The sequence below is a fragment of the Staphylospora marina genome, from assembly GCF_003856495.1.
Lineage (GTDB): Bacteria > Bacillota > Bacilli > Thermoactinomycetales > Thermoactinomycetaceae > Staphylospora > Staphylospora marina.
In genome coordinates this window covers 1,401,289-1,416,522 of record NZ_CP034118.1, presented here as the reverse complement: position 1 = coordinate 1,416,522, position 15,234 = coordinate 1,401,289, and the positions used below count along the sequence as shown (strand labels likewise).

The following is a 15,234-nucleotide window of genomic DNA, read 5'->3' as shown; positions in this document are numbered from 1 at the left end:
TCGGAACCGGGTGAACGTTTTCCGGGATGTTGAGTTGCAGCAGGTGATCAGCGCGAGCGGGACCGATCGCGGTTCCGTCAATGATGATGATTTCAGGATCTTCGTGTCCGCCGTGCCGGACCGGAAGGCAAGTGGAGAGCCGTATACGCCGAGAGGCGTACGTGCGGTTCGGAGAGGGGCTCCCGGAAACCTGCCGTCGAAAGGCGGAAAGGCGCCGGGTTCCTACTCACCTTTGATGATGCGCTCAAAGCGGCGAAAGAACTGGAAATCACGCTGACCAGTCGGGATGGAGGAAAAGAACGGGTCCCCATGTGCGGAGTTCCCTTTCATTCCGCACATACATATGTGGAACGTCTGATCGAAAAAGGTTACAAGGTGGCCATCTGCGAGCAGGTGGAAAATCCGGCGGAAGCCAAGGGAGTGGTCCGCCGCGAAGTGGTTCGGGTGATCACGCCCGGCACGGTGATGGAAGAAAACATGCTGGTGGATCAGGAAAACAATTTCCTGGTGGTGCTGAGCGGCAACGGACAGGACATGGCGCTCGCCGCGGCCGACCTTTCCACCGGCGAATGCCATGTGACGCAGTGGAGCGGATCTTTCGATCGATGGTTGGATGAAGTGTCTTCATACCAACCTCGCGAGGTGGTGCTGGATGAGACCCTGGCTTCACAGTCGGCATTGCGGCAAGCCATCACGCTCCGATTGAAAGCGGTCATCACTCCCTTCACTCCGGATCCCGCGGAGGAATCAGGGATCTTGGAGGCTCTCCCCCGGCAGTTCGAGCGGTTCGATGAAATCTGTGACACGCCGTTGCTCCGACGGGTGGCCACGGTCTTGCTGGGGTATCTGACGGCGACGCAAAAGCGGTCTTTGGGACATCTGACACGTCTTCGCCGGTACGATGCCAGACAATACATGGTGCTGGACGAATCGGCCCGAAGAAACCTGGAACTCACGGTGACGCTGGGGGAGGGGAAACGGAAAGGATCGCTTCTGTGGCTCCTGGACAAAACGGCGACGGCCATGGGCAGCCGGCTGATCAAAAAATGGCTGGACAAACCCCTGCTGGAATTGGGGGAGATCCAGGCCAGACAAGATGTGGTGCAAGCGTTCCTCGACGACTGGATTCTGTTCGACGAGGTTACCGATTTACTCAAGCAGGTGTACGACCTGGAGCGCCTGGCGGCGAGGATTTCGTTCGGATCCGCCAATGCCCGGGACCTTGTCAGCCTGAAACGGTCCTTGTCCGTCATTCCGGATCTTCGACGGTTGCTGATCGAAGCCGGTTGTCCCCGCCTCAGGAAATCGGGGGAATCGCTCGATGAATGCGCGGACATCCGCGAACTGGTGGAGCGGGCCATCGTGGACGATCCGCCCGTTTCGGTCAAGGAAGGCGGCATGATTCGCGAAGGGTACAGCGACCGGCTGGATGAGCTCCGGAACATTCAGAAAGACGGAAAAAGCTGGATCACCTCCCTGGAAAAAAAGGAACGCGAAGAGACCGGGATCAAATCCTTGAAAATCGGCTACAACCGGGTGTTCGGATATTACATCGAAGTGACCAAGTCCAATCTGCATCTGGTTCCGGAAGGACGCTACATCCGAAAACAGACGCTGGCCAACGCGGAGAGGTATGTCACGCCGGAGTTGAAGGAGCGGGAAGAACGGATTCTTCATGCCGCGGAAAAATCGGTGGAGATGGAGTACGAACTCTTCACGAACGTTCGGGCCAAGGTGGCGAAAGAGGTGCTCCGGTTGCAAGAGTTGGCGGGAAAAGTGGCCGAACTGGACGTTTTGAGGGCTTTCGCCCAGGTCGCCCGTCATTACGGCTATGTGCGTCCCGTCGTCACCCGGGGAGATCGTTTGTACATCAAAGACGGACGTCATCCGGTGGTGGAGGCGGTCTCGCCGGACGGCCATTTCGTGGCCAATGACGTTGAGCTCGATGCAAACAGCCGTCGGATTTTGTTGGTGACCGGTCCCAACATGGCCGGCAAGAGCACCTTCATGCGACAAGTCGCCCTGATCGCCGTGATGGCCCAGATCGGTTCCTATGTTCCGGCTGCCGAAGCGGAAGTGGGAATCATCGACCGCATCTTCACCCGGATCGGAGCGGCCGACGATTTGATCGGGGGACGCAGCACCTTCATGGTGGAGATGACGGAAACCTGCCGGGCATTGAAAGAAGCCACTCCCCGCAGTCTGATTTTGCTCGATGAAGTGGGACGTGGCACATCCACTTATGACGGAATGGCACTCGCGCAAGCGATCGTGGAACACATTCACGACCGGGTGGGGGCAAAGACTCTGTTTTCCACTCATTATCATGAGTTGACACGGTTGGAAGGTCAGCTGAAAGATCTGGTCAACGTTCACGCCCGGTGTGTGGAAAGAGACGGGAAAGTGGTGTTTTTGTACCGCATCGTTCCCGGAGGCGCCGACCGGAGTTACGGCATTCACGTCGCCGAGCTGGCGGGCCTTCCCCAAGAAGTGATCGACAGGGCGAGAAACCTGCTTGCAGATCTGGAGGGGGCGGACCGGGAGAGCCGGGAAGATGGCCCCCGGACGACACCGGAAAACGGACAACTCAGCCTGTTCGACGACTTCGTCTCCGAAACGGCCGCGACCGTTCAACCCGCATCCGCCGTGCCGGTGCTTTCTCAGGAGGAACGGGAAGCGCTCCGTGCTCTTCGTGATTTTGACCTGATGAACAAAACACCCATGGATTGCATGCTGCTGATTCACGAACTCAAGAAAAAGCTGAATTGAAGTCGCCGAAACCGGGGAAGGAGGAGGGAACATGGGAAAGATCCGGCTGCTGGACGATCATCTGGCCAACCAGATCGCCGCGGGTGAAGTGGTGGAGAGACCGGCCTCGGTGGTGAAGGAACTCGTGGAGAACGCGATCGATGCAGGTGCTTCCCGGATTCAGGTTCGCATCGAAGAAGGAGGGATCTCGCTGATTCGGGTGTCGGACAACGGATCCGGCATGGATGCGGAAGATGCCGTCCTGGCTTTTTCGCGGCACGCCACCAGCAAGATCCGTCAAAAAAGGGATCTGTTCTCCATCCGGACCTTGGGATTTCGCGGGGAAGCGTTGCCCAGCATCGCTTCCGTGGCGAAAGTGACGTTGACCACCTCCTGTGATTCCGGGGAATCCGCGACCCGGGTCTCGATGGAAGGCGGAAAAATCCTGCGTGTGGAGGAGACAAACCGTTCCCGGGGCACAGATGTGGAAGTGCGCGATCTGTTTTTCAATACCCCGGCCAGGCTCAAGTACCTGAAAACGGTGGGCACGGAAGTCAGTCACGTGGCCGATGCGGTCAGCCGGCTGGCTCTTGCCCACCCCGGGATCGCGTTCTCCCTTCACCACGATGCCCGGGAGCTCCTCCGGACATCCGGAGACGGCAAGGTGCTTCATGTGTTGCATGCTCTTTACGGCAGGCAAGTGTCCGGAAAAATGGTGCCTTTCCGGGCGGAAGACATGGATTTTGAAGTGGAGGGGTTTTTGACGAGGCCGGAGGTGACCCGGTCCGGTCGTTCTCACCTCTCGGTGATTCTCAACGGACGGAATGTGCGTTCCGTTCCGCTCGTGCAGGCCGTTCTCCGCGCGTACGGCACTCTGCTGCCTTCGGGCAGATGGCCGATTGGCGTATTGATGATCCGGATGGATCCGAAACTGGTGGATGTCAATGTGCATCCGGCCAAGCTGGAAGTACGCCTCAGCAAGGAATCGGAATGTTGTCGCCTGATAGAACGGGCCGTCCGTGAAGCCCTTCAACGTCAACACCTGATCCCGTCGGCCTGGACGGACCCGGGAGGGGCCCGAATCCGGCGAACGGAGGTCGTCCAGGAGGCACTGGATTGGAAAGCTCCCGGTGATGGTTCCCCGCGCTCTTCGGAAACGGTCCCAATGCGGTCGCCGGTCGACGAACCGGCCCTTCCCCGAATCGGAGACCGGTCTTCCGCGGTGGCATACCATGCCGAATCAAGTTCGAAGGAAGAACCGCTTCGCGTGCGAGAGGCGGTCCGGGATCCGTGGGAACCTCAGCGGCCGACTCCCGCTGCCGAAAACCGGCCGTCAGCAGGCGGGCAGCTGCACGGGGAGCCGGAAGAAGCCCGGGAAATGGAGATCTTTGAAGCGGAAGAGGACCGGGAAACGGAACGAAGGCGGATGCCGATGATGCAACCGCTGGCGCAGGTGCACGGAACCTATGTGGTGGCCCAGTCGGAAGACGGTTTTTACCTGATCGACCAGCATGCCGCGCACGAACGGATTTACTACGAGTATTTTTTGCGGAAAATGGAAGAGAACGTGTCGGATCAACAGCCTCTGTTGATCCCGCTCACCGTGGAGTGTACGCCGGCGGAGTCGGAAATTTTGGAGATGCACAGGGTACAACTTCACGGATGGGGACTCGATCTGGAGCCGTTCGGCGGAAGCACCTGGCTGGTGCGCGCCTATCCATCCTGGTTCCCGAAAGAGGACGCGGTTGCGCTTTTGCATGAAATCATCGATTGGCTGAAATCATCGGGGAAGGTGGAAACGTCGAAGGTCAGGGACGCGAGTGCCAAGATGATGGCCTGCAAGGCGGCGATCAAAGCCAACCGGCATTTGCGCAGGGAGGAGATGGAGGCGCTTCTGGAGCAACTTGACGGATGCGACAATCCTTACACCTGTCCGCATGGCCGCCCCGTTTTCGTTCACTTCTCCACCCGGGATCTGGAGAAAATGTTCAAAAGGGTGATGTAGGCGTTGCTGTATGTGACGACATCGATCGGACCGGATGAAAGATTGGTCCGGGAAGCCAGGGAACTGGCGAAAGAATTGGGAGGGGAGTACATCCCCAGAAAACGCCGCTCCGTCGCCGATCTGTTCGGAGAATTGAAGGGGGAGCGAGCCGTCATCGTCACCCGGGATGAATGGCGGTATCAGGATGTGCACGGCAACCGGTTTTTCTTTCATCCCAACATGGCTGCCTTGCGCATCAAGCATTTGATGCAGGGACAAAGCGACTCTTTGGTGGAAGCGGCCGGGATTCGGCCCGGGGACCACATTCTCGACTGCACGCTCGGCTTGGCCGCCGATTCCATCGTGGCCGCTTTCGCGGCGGGAGAGGAAGGACGGGTTGTCGGCTTGGAAAGTGAGCCGGTGATCGCCGCCATCGTAAGGCACGGGCTTCGGACGTATCAGACCGAACGGACGGAGCTGAACCGGGCCATGCGGCGGGTTGAAGCGCTCAGGGGTGACTATCGGGACTTCCTTCCGAACTTGCCGGACAATTCTTTTGACGTTGTGATGTTTGACCCCATGTTCCGCGAAACCGTGAAGGAGTCCGCGGCCATGCAACTCCTGAAGCCGATCGCCAATCCGGATCCTCTCGACGAGCACTCCGTCCGGGAAGCCGTGCGGGTGGCCCGGCGGCTCGTTCTGCTCAAAGAACGGGTGAAGAGCGGGGAATTTGAGCGGCTCGGCTTCGAAATCACGCGCGTTTCTTCGCGGTTTGCCTGGGGTGTGATCCGGAAGGAGGAACGGCGATGAAACCGCCTCTTCTGATCATTGTCGGGCCGACCGCATCGGGCAAGACGGGGTTGGGCATCCGGTTGGCAAAGCGGTTTGACGGGGAAGTCGTTTCGGGGGACTCCATGCAGATTTATCGCGGCATGGACATCGGCACGGCCAAGGTGACGCCCGAAGAGCAGGAAGGTGTTCCGCACCATCTCATTGACATCATCGAACCGGACGTTCCGTTCTCCGTGTCTGAATTCAAAACACGGGCCCGAAGGACCATCGCGGACATTCAAGCCAGAGGAAAGTTGCCGATTCTCGTCGGAGGCACCGGGCTCTACATCGAGGCGGTGGTTCACGATTATCTCATGCCGCAGGTCAGAGAATGCCCCGAAACCCGGGAGAAGTATCGGCGATTGGCGGAAGAGCGGGGCAACGAAGCCCTTCACCGGGTCTTGGCGGAGGTCGATCCGGAAACGGCCGCACGGTTGCATCCCAATGACGTGAAACGGGTGATCCGTGCGCTGGAAGTGTATGAAATCACGGGCAAGCCGCTGTCCAAGTCAGCGGGGAAAGGCGAATCTCCGTACGATGCCTTGTGGATCGGGCTGACCATGCGACGCGACCGGTTGTACGAACGGATCAACCGACGGGTCGATGAAATGCTGGATGCGGGGTTGATCGACGAAGTGCGACGATTGGTCAACCGGGGCTACGGGCGGCATTTGACTTCCATGCAAGGAATCGGGTATAAAGAAATCATAAGCTTTCTGGAAGGCGAGATTTCCCGGGAAGAAGCGGTGCGGCTCATCAAGAAGGGGACCCGGAAATACGCCAAACGACAGCTTTCCTGGTTCCGACGTCTTTCCGAGATTCATTGGTTTGATGCGGAAGACAACAGGAGTTTTCCGGAAATTGTGGAGCTGGTTGCAGGAAAGTTCCAAGCAGACGGAGAATAAGGTATCCACACAATGAATGTAAAAATACATAGGAGGTTCGGATTTTGAAACAAACCATCAATATTCAGGATACATTTCTGAACCAAATCCGGAAAGAATCGATCCCCGTCACCATTTATCTGGTCAACGGATTCCAGCTCCGTGGTGTGATCCGGGGTTTTGACAATTTCACCATCGTGATTGACAGCGACGGCAAGCAACAAATGGTGTACAAGCATGCCATTTCCACATTCACCCCGTCCCGTCCCGTTTCGCTCATGCCGTCAAGCGAGGAAAAACAACAGGAAGTGTGAAGACCGGGGGGCCAGCATGCCCGGTCTTTCCCTTTGTCCGGACCCGGAGAAGACGGAGGTCCGGTTGTTTTTTTTCGCAAGGTGCATGGCGGCGCGCTTTTTTCTTGCCCGGAATCAGGGAAGTTCTTCGCGCTTCCTTTCACCTCTTTCTGGGCTCCTGCGTATAGTAAGGCAGCGAACGGGATCAAGAGGTGAACTCCATGGGCCGGAAAGTTCTCGCGGAAACCGGAAAAAACCGGATCCATGTCGTGTTTGATCATCCGACCGGGCGGTTTTCTCCCGAGAAAAAACGTCGGGGGGAAACGGAACTGTTCTGGCAGGAATCCGAACACGGCGCGCTCTCCGATTGTCTGGAAGAATTGTCGCAATTGGTCGGACTGGTCAACATCAAGGAGTTCGTGAAAGAGATCTATGCGTGGCTGGAAGTGGGGAAGCGAAGAAAAGCTGCAGGACTGGCGGCGGATGAGCAGGTGCTGCACATGATCTTCACGGGCAATCCGGGTACCGGAAAAACGACGGTCGCCCGCATCCTGGGGCGTCTGTTCAAGGAGATGGGCGTCTTGTCCCGGGGGCATCTGGTGGAAGTGGAACGGGCGGATCTCGTGGGGGAATACATCGGTCACACGGCCCAGAAAACCAGGGAACACGTACGAAAAGCATTGGGCGGCATTCTGTTCATCGATGAGGCCTATTCCTTGGCCAGAGGCGGAGACAAGGATTTCGGAAAAGAAGCGATCGATACGCTGGTCAAGGCGATGGAAGATCACAAAAATGATTTCATCCTCATTCTTGCCGGATATCCGGAAGAAATGGAATGGTTCCTCAGACTCAATCCCGGATTGCCGTCTCGTTTTCCCGTCCATCTGAAGTTTCAGGATTTCACCTTGGAAGAACTCCTGGACATTGCGGACCGGATGGTGTCGGCCAGACAGTACCGCCTGTCCCTTGCCGCCCGGGAGAGGTTGCGCAGGCATCTGGAAGAGGAGATGCGAAGGCGGGACAGTCATTCCGGCAACGCACGCCACGTTCGGAACCTGGTGGAACAGGCGATTCGCCAGCATGCGATGCGTGTGATTCGCATGAAAAATCCCGACCGCGACGAATTGATGACGTTGCGCGGGGAAGATGTGATGGCCGGATTGGGAGCGGGAAAACGGGGAGCTTCTCCGTGGTATAATGGATCCGGTGTCAGATTTGCGACAGACAGAAGGAGTTGAACGGCCATCAAATCCACGGAAACTCGGGAAAAAGCGATTCTGGTGGGATGCGGACCCAAGCGTGACGAATGGGAGATTCTCTCCGATTTGGCCGAACTGGAGCAGTTGGCGGACACGGCCAAGGCGGACACCGTCGGCCGGTTCGTCCAGTTCCGGGAACGGCCGGATCCCGCTTGGTTGATCGGGAAAGGGAAGGCGGAAGAAATCGCTCTCGCCGCGGAAGACACGGAGGCGGATCTCGTCATTTTCGACCGCGAGTTGTCTCCGGCGCAAATCCGGAATCTGGAAGGAATCATCCCGTGCAAAATCATTGACCGCACCCAACTGATTCTCGACATATTCGCACAGCGTGCGCAAACCCGGGAGGGGCGCATTCAGGTCGAACTGGCGCAATTGCAATATTTGTTGCCGCGCCTGTCGGGACGGGGAAGGGAGATGTCCCGGCTCGGAGGCGGAATCGGCACCCGGGGGCCCGGAGAGAAGAAGCTGGAAACGGATCGTCGCCACATTCGCCGGCTGATCGCGGATTTGAAACGGGAATTGGATGAGGTGAAAAAGCATCGGCAACTCCTCAGAACCCGCCGAAAGAAAACGGGAACCTATCAAGTGGCCCTCGTCGGTTACACCAATGCGGGAAAATCCACGTTGCTCAACAGGCTTACCGGTTCCGGCGTGTTGGCGGAAGACAAATTGTTTGCCACGTTGGATCCCACTTCCCGTCGTCTGGTGTTGCCCGCGGGGACCGAGGTCATCCTGACTGACACCGTCGGGTTCATTCGCAATCTCCCCCATCAACTGGTGGCGGCTTTCCGATCCACCCTGGAACAGGTGAGGGAAGCCGATCTGCTTCTGCATGTGGTGGACAGCAGCCATCCGGAAGCGGCCGAACAGATCGCCGCCGTGGAAAAGGTGCTGGAGGAGCTGGATGCATCGGACATTCCCGTCCTGATGGTGCTGAACAAGGCGGACAAGGCCGGTTTCCGGATTCCGCCGCGTTCCTCGCGGGAAGCCGTGGTGATGTCGGCTTTGCGCGATGAGGATTTGTCCGTTCTTTGCGAACGCATCGAACAAATGCTGAAAGGGGATGCGATCCTCGTCGAGGCCAGGATTCCGGCTGATCGGGGAGATTGGATCTCCGAGCTGTTCAGGGACGGAGAGGTATTGCACAGCCGGATCGACGGACTGGAAATGGTGATGGAATTGTCCATGTCCCGGGAACGGTTTCGCCGGATTTCCGGCGAGCTGAAAGCACACCTTCATGTCCCTGACGGTCGGTTCGGTGACACGGACGGTTGACAAGCAATCATGTTTCATCCTCCCCTGCTTTGATTCATTCCGAGCAACGGAGCAACTTATGACAAAAGTGGTGTGAGACAGTGTACGAAGCATTGACCCATGGATTGTGGTTGGAACGAAAAGTGCATGTGGTGGAAGAGAAAATCGCTCCCGTCATCCGGGACATTCAGCGGCGCGTCGACCGATTGCAGTGGCGGGTGCTGGATGCATTCCGGCGTCACGGCGTGAGCGATTTCCATTTGCATTCTTCCACCGGCTACGGGTACGGCGATTCCGGTCGGGAAGTGTTTGAACGTGTGTTTGCCGACTTGTTCGGAGCGGAATCGGCCTTGGTCCGCCCCAACATCATTTCGGGAACCCATGCCATCGCCGCCTGTCTGTACGGGGTTCTTCGCCCCGGAGACGAACTGGTTTACCTGACGGGTCGTCCCTACGACACCTTGCACAAAGTGATCGGCAAGGGACGGGACGGCTCCGGATCTCTGGCGGATCTCGGGATCGGATACCGGGAAATCCCCCTGCTGCCGGACGGTGAGGTGGACTGGGAGGCTTTTCGGGCGGCGCTGACCCCGCGAACAAAAATGGTGGGCATTCAACGTTCCCGAGGGTATGCCGACCGGCCGTCGTTTTCCGTGTCGAAAATACGGGAAATGATCGAAAAGGTGCGCGAGATCCGGCCGGATTCGGTGATCTTCGTGGACAATTGCTACGGGGAGTTCGTGGAGGAAGAGGAACCCACGCATGCCGGTGCCGACCTCATTGCCGGTTCTCTGATCAAAAACCCGGGAGGAGGTCTCGCCAAGTCGGGCGGTTACATCGCCGGCAAAGCGAAGTGGGTGGAGCGCGCGGCGGGACGGTTGGCCGCCCCGGGAATCGGCATTGAGGGAGGAGCCACTTACGGTTACTTGCGGGATTACTGGCAGGGGTTGTTCCTTGCCCCCCATGTGGTCGGCGAGGCCCAGAAAGGCATGGTATTTGCCGCGGCTCTCTTGGAAGAGCTGGGTTTCGACACTTCGCCGTCCTGGAACGATCCGCGTACCGACATCATCCAGCAAGTGGTACTGAAGAGTCCGGATCTCTTGGTGGCTTTTTGTCGCGGCATTCAGTCCGGGTCCCCGGTGGATGCGCACATTGTGCCTGAACCGGCGCCCATGCCCGGTTATGAGGATCCCGTCATCATGGCTGCCGGAACGTTCGTGCAGGGAGCGAGCATCGAGCTGTCCGCCGACGGCCCGTTGCGCCCGCCGTACATCGTGTACATGCAGGGAGGTCTCACGTTCTCCCATGTGAAAGCGGCCGTTTTGCTGGCTTTGGATCATATGTTTTCCACCGGTGGGATGCCGGTCGGCAAACAAGCGTAAGGAGTGATCGGGGTGGAAACGTTCGGGTGGATATTGGCGTCGTTGCTGTTTTTGCTGGCTTACGTGGGGGTCTTTCTGCCGGTGTTGCCGGATGCCCCGCTCGCCCTCGCGGGATTCGTCGTGTATCATTTCCTGGTCGATTCGGAATCACTGGGATGGGGATTTTGGATCACGGCCGTTCTTGTCACCGGGCTGCTCGTGTTGGTGGATCTGTTGTCGGGAGCCGCGATGGCCAGAAAATACGGAGGATCCCGCGGTTCCATCGTGGCCGCGGTGATCGGCGCGCTGGTGTTTCCGGCCTTCATGGGGCCGATCGGAGTCGTGGTCGGACCGTTCCTCCTGGTCTTCCTGCTGGAGTGGGTTCTCCGGAAAGATGCGCGGGAAGCGGTCAGAATCGGTTTCGGCACGCTGATCGGTTTCCTTGGGGGCGTGTTTGTCAAATTCGTTGCCATTACCGGACTCATCGTTTGGTTTTTGCTTTCGGTGATCTGAACCGGGTCAACCCGGCGGTTCTTGTCATGCCGACCGGGACCTTCCGAACATGATCGCCGGTGTCGAGAAAAACGCTGTGTTACAGATCCGGAAACTTCCGGATCTTTTTTTTGTTGTCAACGCGTTTTTTCGGAAGAATCACGCTCGTGTGTTTATTGTGTCAACTTATCTTACACTACGACGATCGGGTCGGCCCGTCCATCGGAAGTGGCTCCCGATGCCGTTGCATGGCGGTATGAATGGACGGATAAAGCGACTTTATCAACGGGAGACGGATTCATGCGAAAGGGTGGTGAATTTTGTTGTTAATTTTCCTTACATGTGTTGACAAAGAAAGTTGACACGGAATATAATGAGTCCATGAACAACCACGGTCCGAAAGGGAGGCTGAAGAGAAGGTTGAGAGATGCGATCCGCAGGAACATGCCCCTGTTTCCCATCGGAATCGTCACCAAGCTGACGGAATTGACTCCCAGACAGATCCGTTATTACGAGCAACAGGGATTGATCCGGCCGTCGAGAACCGAGGGGAACCAGCGCCTCTTTTCTTTCAATGACGTGGACCGCTTGCTCAGGATCAAAAGCTTGATCGAGAAGGGAATCAATCTTGCCGGCGTCAAGGAAGTGCTCGCACGGGAAGAGCAACTCCTGGAGGCGCGGAAAGAAGCGGAAAAGGCTCGCAAGGAACTGTCGGAACGCGATGTGCGGCGTCTCGTGAAAAGACAGCTCATGGTTCCCGACCGTCCCGGTTCCGCTTTGCTGACGCAGGGGGAATTGTCGAGATTCTTCCGTCACTGACCGACGTCTTCCAGAGAACATAAATTCATGCCCAGAACCGGGAAGGAGAGAAATCGTCGATGGCCAAGAAAACGTACAGCCGCGATGACATTTTCCGAATGGCTCGCGAAGAAAACGTCAAGTACATCCGCCTGCAGTTCACGGATCTCCTCGGCACGATCAAGAACGTGGAGATTCCGTTCAGCCAGCTGGAAAAAGCGCTGGACAACAAGATGATGTTCGACGGTTCTTCCATCGAAGGATTCGTGCGGATCGAAGAATCCGACATGTATCTGTATCCGGACCTGGATACCTGGCTGATCTATCCCTGGGGATCCGAAGCGGGCGGCAAAGTGGCCGGATTGATCTGCGACGTGTACAATCCCGACGGCACCCCGTTTGCGGGAGATCCGCGCGGCATTTTGAAGCGGGTCCTGAAAGAGGCCGAAGAAATGGGCTTCACCGCGTTCAATGTCGGCCCGGAACCGGAGTTCTTCCTGTTCAAGTCGGATGAAAACGGCGAACCGACCATGACCCTGAACGACAAAGGCGGCTATTTTGACCTGGCGCCGCTGGATCTCGGGGAAAACTGCCGCCGTGACATCGTGCTGACGCTGGAACAACTCGGTTTCGAAGTGGAGGCGTCCCACCACGAAGTGGCTCCCGGGCAGCATGAGATCGACTTCAAATATGCCGATGCCGTCACCACCGCCGACAACATTCAGATGTTCAAGCTTGTGGTGAAAAACGTGGCCCGTCACTACGGTCTGCACGCCACGTTCATGCCCAAACCGCTGTTCGGTGTCAACGGGTCCGGCATGCACTGCAACATGTCTCTGTTCCGCGGTTCGGAAAATGCCTTCTACGATGAAAATGACGAGCTGGGTCTTTCCGAAACCTGCCGCCATTTCCTGGCGGGCATTCTGAAGCATGCCCGTGCGTTCACGGCCGTCACCAATCCGCTGGTCAACTCCTACAAACGCTTGGTTCCGGGCTATGAAGCTCCTTGCTATGTCGCCTGGTCGCCGAAAAACCGCAGTCCGCTGGTTCGAATTCCGGCTTCCCGCGGTCTGAGCACCCGGATCGAAGTTCGCTCTCCCGATCCGTCCGCCAACCCGTACCTCGCGCTCGCGGTCATGCTCAAGGCCGGCCTCGACGGCATCAAGAACAAGCTTCCGCTGCCGGCTCCGACCGATCGCAACATTTATGTGATGGATGAGCACGAACGTCGGGAGAACGGAATCGATAATCTGCCGAGCAGCTTGCGTGAAGCTCTGGTGGAACTGCAATCCGATCCCGTGATCATGGATGCCCTCGGCGAGCACGCATTGACTCACTTCGTTCAGGCCAAAGAAATCGAATGGGATCTGTTCCGCACGCAGGTTCATCCGTGGGAACGCGAACAGTATCTGTCCCTGTACTGAACCCGTTCACGTGGACCCGATCGACCTCCGCTTTCGGAGGTCTTTCTTTTCGACGCGAATGTCAGAGAGTTCCGACCGATTCGGGGAGGGATGTTTGATGATCATCATCCGTGCGGCCCGCCCGGAAGATTTGCCCGCATTGACCGGGATTTACAATCACGCCGTCATCCACACCACGGCCACTTTTGATCTTGAGCCGCAATCCCTTGAAGAAAGAAAACGCTGGATGGAGAGCCACGGCCCGCTTCATCCGCTTTTGGTGGCGGAAGAAGACGGGAACGTGCTCGGCTATTGCGGAATTCTGCCGTATCGGACCAAGCCCGCTTATTCGAGGACGGTGGAGATCTCCGTCTATGTTCATCCGGAAGCAAGGAGGCGAGGGGTGGCCGGACGGTTGATGGAAGCCATGATCCAGCTGGCACGGAGTTTGAAACACCATGTGATCATTGCCGGCATCACCGGCGGCAATGAAGCCAGCTTCCGGCTCCATCGCAAATACGGATTCCGGGAAGTGGGGGTGCTCAAAGAAGTGGGATTCAAGTTCGGAGCTTGGCAGGATGTTCATTTTTTTCAATTGATGCTGTAAACAGGTTTGCTTCGCAAACAATGAACCCCCGTGCATGGCAAGAAGACGGATTCCGGTGTGAGGACGATGAAAAACGGGAACAAATGGAGGGGTGTATGCCGGAATCCGATTCAGACCGCTTTGAAACCATCCGGGAAAAGCACAGGGAGGGGGTTCGCTTTGAAAGGGAAACAAAAACCGATCGGCTGGTGGCTCAAGGAAGCAGACCGGGCCATCACCCGGTTTTCGGCGAAGAAATTGCAGGAGTTGGGTTTGAACCGGTTTCAATGGCAAGTGTTGAATGTTTTGCGCGAGCAAGGCCCGGTTCCGGCCAGGAAGATTCATGAACAGGTGAAGTTGTTCGTGGATGAACCATCGTTTGCGGAAATGCTTCGCCGCTTTGCCGGACAGGGATGGATCCATCTGTCCGATGAGCAAGATCCGATGGATCAAATGCTTTCGCTGACACCGGAAGGAGAAAAGGCACATGCGGCCGCGTGGGAAAAACAGCGACAGGTTCGCGAACGATTGATGGAAGGCATTTCGGACGAGGAATATCTGACGGTGATCCGCGTCCTGCAAAAAATCACCGAAAATTTGTCCCGGGAGTGAACGCGCCGGAAACGCGGAGAAGATCGCGCCATCGCCGGGGCGGAAGGGAAGGGGGAATGTCCGTGGAGCCGACGCAAATCCGTGATTTGATTCGGAAAGCATATGACCGGCATGCCCGGGAACGTGATCTTACGGACACGGAAGCCTGGAGGGATCTTCTCCGGAAGCGGTTTGTCGATTTTCTCTTCCGCGAGGGAAAGAAAACCGTTTTGGAGATCGGAGCGGGTCCGGGACACGACAGCCTGTACTTCAAGATGAGGGGATTGTCCGTCACGGCGGTGGACCTGTCGCCGGAAATGGTGCGTTTGTGTCGGGAAAAAGGGCTGGATGCCGATGTGATGGATGTGGTCCGTCCGGACTTTCCGGATGAACGTTTTGATGCGATTTGGTCGGTCAACTGTCTGGTGCATGTCCGGAAAGCGGAACTGGACCGGGTGCTTTCGGAACTCTCACGGATTTTGAAGAAGGACGGGATCTTCGGCCTCGGGCTGTGGGGCGGAATGGAGTTTGAAGGCATCTGGGACGGGGATTCTTATGAACCCAAACGGTTTTTTTCGTTTTTTTCCGATTCATCCATGCGCGAGGCGGTGTCCCGGCATTTTGAATGTCTGAGTTTTGAAACATGGGCGGTCTCCGACGGTCCGTTGCATTTTCAATACATGGTGCTTCGGAAGCGGCCATCGCGCCATCATGGCGGTTGACGGGCCGCTTCCGATGCATGCCGGTTGG

At 57.3% G+C, this 15,234-nt stretch carries 13 protein-coding genes and 1 pseudogene; all 14 read left to right on the top strand.

Features of this window, described 5'->3' with window-relative positions; all coding sequences use genetic code 11:
- Positions 1 to 228: 228 nt before the first annotated feature.
- Positions 229 to 2,769: pseudogene (gene mutS, locus EG886_RS07100) on the top strand (DNA mismatch repair protein MutS); the annotation flags it as partial.
- A 31-nt stretch (positions 2,770 to 2,800) separates the two neighbouring features.
- Complete coding sequence (gene mutL, locus EG886_RS07095; RefSeq protein ID WP_124727480.1) at positions 2,801 to 4,753, top strand: DNA mismatch repair endonuclease MutL; 1,953 nt, start codon at positions 2,801 to 2,803, stop codon at positions 4,751 to 4,753.
- Between the two features lie 12 nt (positions 4,754 to 4,765).
- Complete coding sequence (locus EG886_RS07090) at positions 4,766 to 5,542, top strand: class I SAM-dependent methyltransferase (RefSeq protein WP_241154429.1); 777 nt, start codon at positions 4,766 to 4,768, stop codon at positions 5,540 to 5,542.
- A complete protein-coding gene (gene miaA, locus EG886_RS07085) occupies positions 5,539 to 6,468 on the top strand; it encodes a tRNA (adenosine(37)-N6)-dimethylallyltransferase MiaA (protein WP_124727479.1) in 930 nt (309 codons plus the stop codon). Before EG886_RS07090 ends, miaA begins: the two co-directional genes overlap by 4 nt.
- A gap of 44 nt (positions 6,469 to 6,512) precedes the next feature.
- Positions 6,513 to 6,761, top strand: coding sequence for an RNA chaperone Hfq (hfq, locus tag EG886_RS07080; protein ID WP_124727478.1), 249 nt, complete (start codon positions 6,513 to 6,515; stop codon positions 6,759 to 6,761).
- Between the two features lie 200 nt (positions 6,762 to 6,961).
- Positions 6,962 to 7,978 (top strand): AAA family ATPase, encoded by a 1,017-nt coding sequence (locus EG886_RS07075; RefSeq protein ID WP_124727477.1) that lies wholly within the window; start codon positions 6,962 to 6,964, stop codon positions 7,976 to 7,978.
- 42 nt (positions 7,979 to 8,020) lie between these two features.
- Positions 8,021 to 9,274 (top strand): GTPase HflX, encoded by a 1,254-nt coding sequence (gene hflX / locus EG886_RS07070; RefSeq protein ID WP_124727476.1) that lies wholly within the window; start codon positions 8,021 to 8,023, stop codon positions 9,272 to 9,274.
- 80 nt (positions 9,275 to 9,354) lie between these two features.
- Positions 9,355 to 10,635: a methionine gamma-lyase family protein gene (locus EG886_RS07065; protein ID WP_206425298.1), complete on the top strand. Its 1,281-nt coding sequence runs from the start codon at positions 9,355 to 9,357 to the stop codon at positions 10,633 to 10,635.
- A gap of 12 nt (positions 10,636 to 10,647) precedes the next feature.
- Positions 10,648 to 11,127 (top strand): DUF456 domain-containing protein, encoded by a 480-nt coding sequence (locus tag EG886_RS07060; RefSeq protein ID WP_164491715.1) that lies wholly within the window; start codon positions 10,648 to 10,650, stop codon positions 11,125 to 11,127.
- Positions 11,128 to 11,526: 399 nt separating this feature from the next.
- Complete coding sequence (locus EG886_RS07055) at positions 11,527 to 11,925, top strand: MerR family transcriptional regulator (RefSeq protein WP_124727474.1); 399 nt, start codon at positions 11,527 to 11,529, stop codon at positions 11,923 to 11,925.
- A gap of 59 nt (positions 11,926 to 11,984) precedes the next feature.
- Positions 11,985 to 13,328 carry a type I glutamate--ammonia ligase gene (glnA, locus tag EG886_RS07050; protein ID WP_124727473.1) on the top strand — a complete coding sequence of 448 codons (1,344 nt, stop codon included), beginning with the start codon at positions 11,985 to 11,987 and terminating at the stop codon, positions 13,326 to 13,328.
- 97 nt (positions 13,329 to 13,425) lie between these two features.
- Positions 13,426 to 13,914 carry a GNAT family N-acetyltransferase gene (locus EG886_RS07045; protein WP_124727472.1) on the top strand — a complete coding sequence of 163 codons (489 nt, stop codon included), beginning with the start codon at positions 13,426 to 13,428 and terminating at the stop codon, positions 13,912 to 13,914.
- Positions 13,915 to 14,073: 159 nt separating this feature from the next.
- The gene (locus EG886_RS07040; protein WP_124727471.1) at positions 14,074 to 14,505 is read left to right on the top strand and encodes a MarR family winged helix-turn-helix transcriptional regulator; all 432 of its coding nucleotides are present in this window, start codon (positions 14,074 to 14,076) and stop codon (positions 14,503 to 14,505) included.
- A gap of 62 nt (positions 14,506 to 14,567) precedes the next feature.
- Entirely contained in the window at positions 14,568 to 15,206 is a 639-nt protein-coding gene (locus EG886_RS07035; protein WP_164491714.1) for a class I SAM-dependent DNA methyltransferase, read from the top strand.
- Positions 15,207 to 15,234: the final 28 nt, after the last annotated feature.

What these genes read in the sequence shown, in the direction of transcription:
- EG886_RS07045 (WP_124727472.1), top strand. Translation starts at nt 13,426, where the DNA reads ATGATCATCATCCGTGCGGCCCGCCCGGAAGATTTGCCCGCATTGACC.
- mutL (WP_124727480.1), top strand. Translation starts at nt 2,801, where the DNA reads ATGGGAAAGATCCGGCTGCTGGACGATCATCTGGCCAACCAGATCGCC.
- EG886_RS07075 (WP_124727477.1), top strand. Translation starts at nt 6,962, where the DNA reads ATGGGCCGGAAAGTTCTCGCGGAAACCGGAAAAAACCGGATCCATGTC.
- glnA (WP_124727473.1), top strand. Translation starts at nt 11,985, where the DNA reads ATGGCCAAGAAAACGTACAGCCGCGATGACATTTTCCGAATGGCTCGC.
- miaA (WP_124727479.1), top strand. Translation starts at nt 5,539, where the DNA reads ATGAAACCGCCTCTTCTGATCATTGTCGGGCCGACCGCATCGGGCAAG.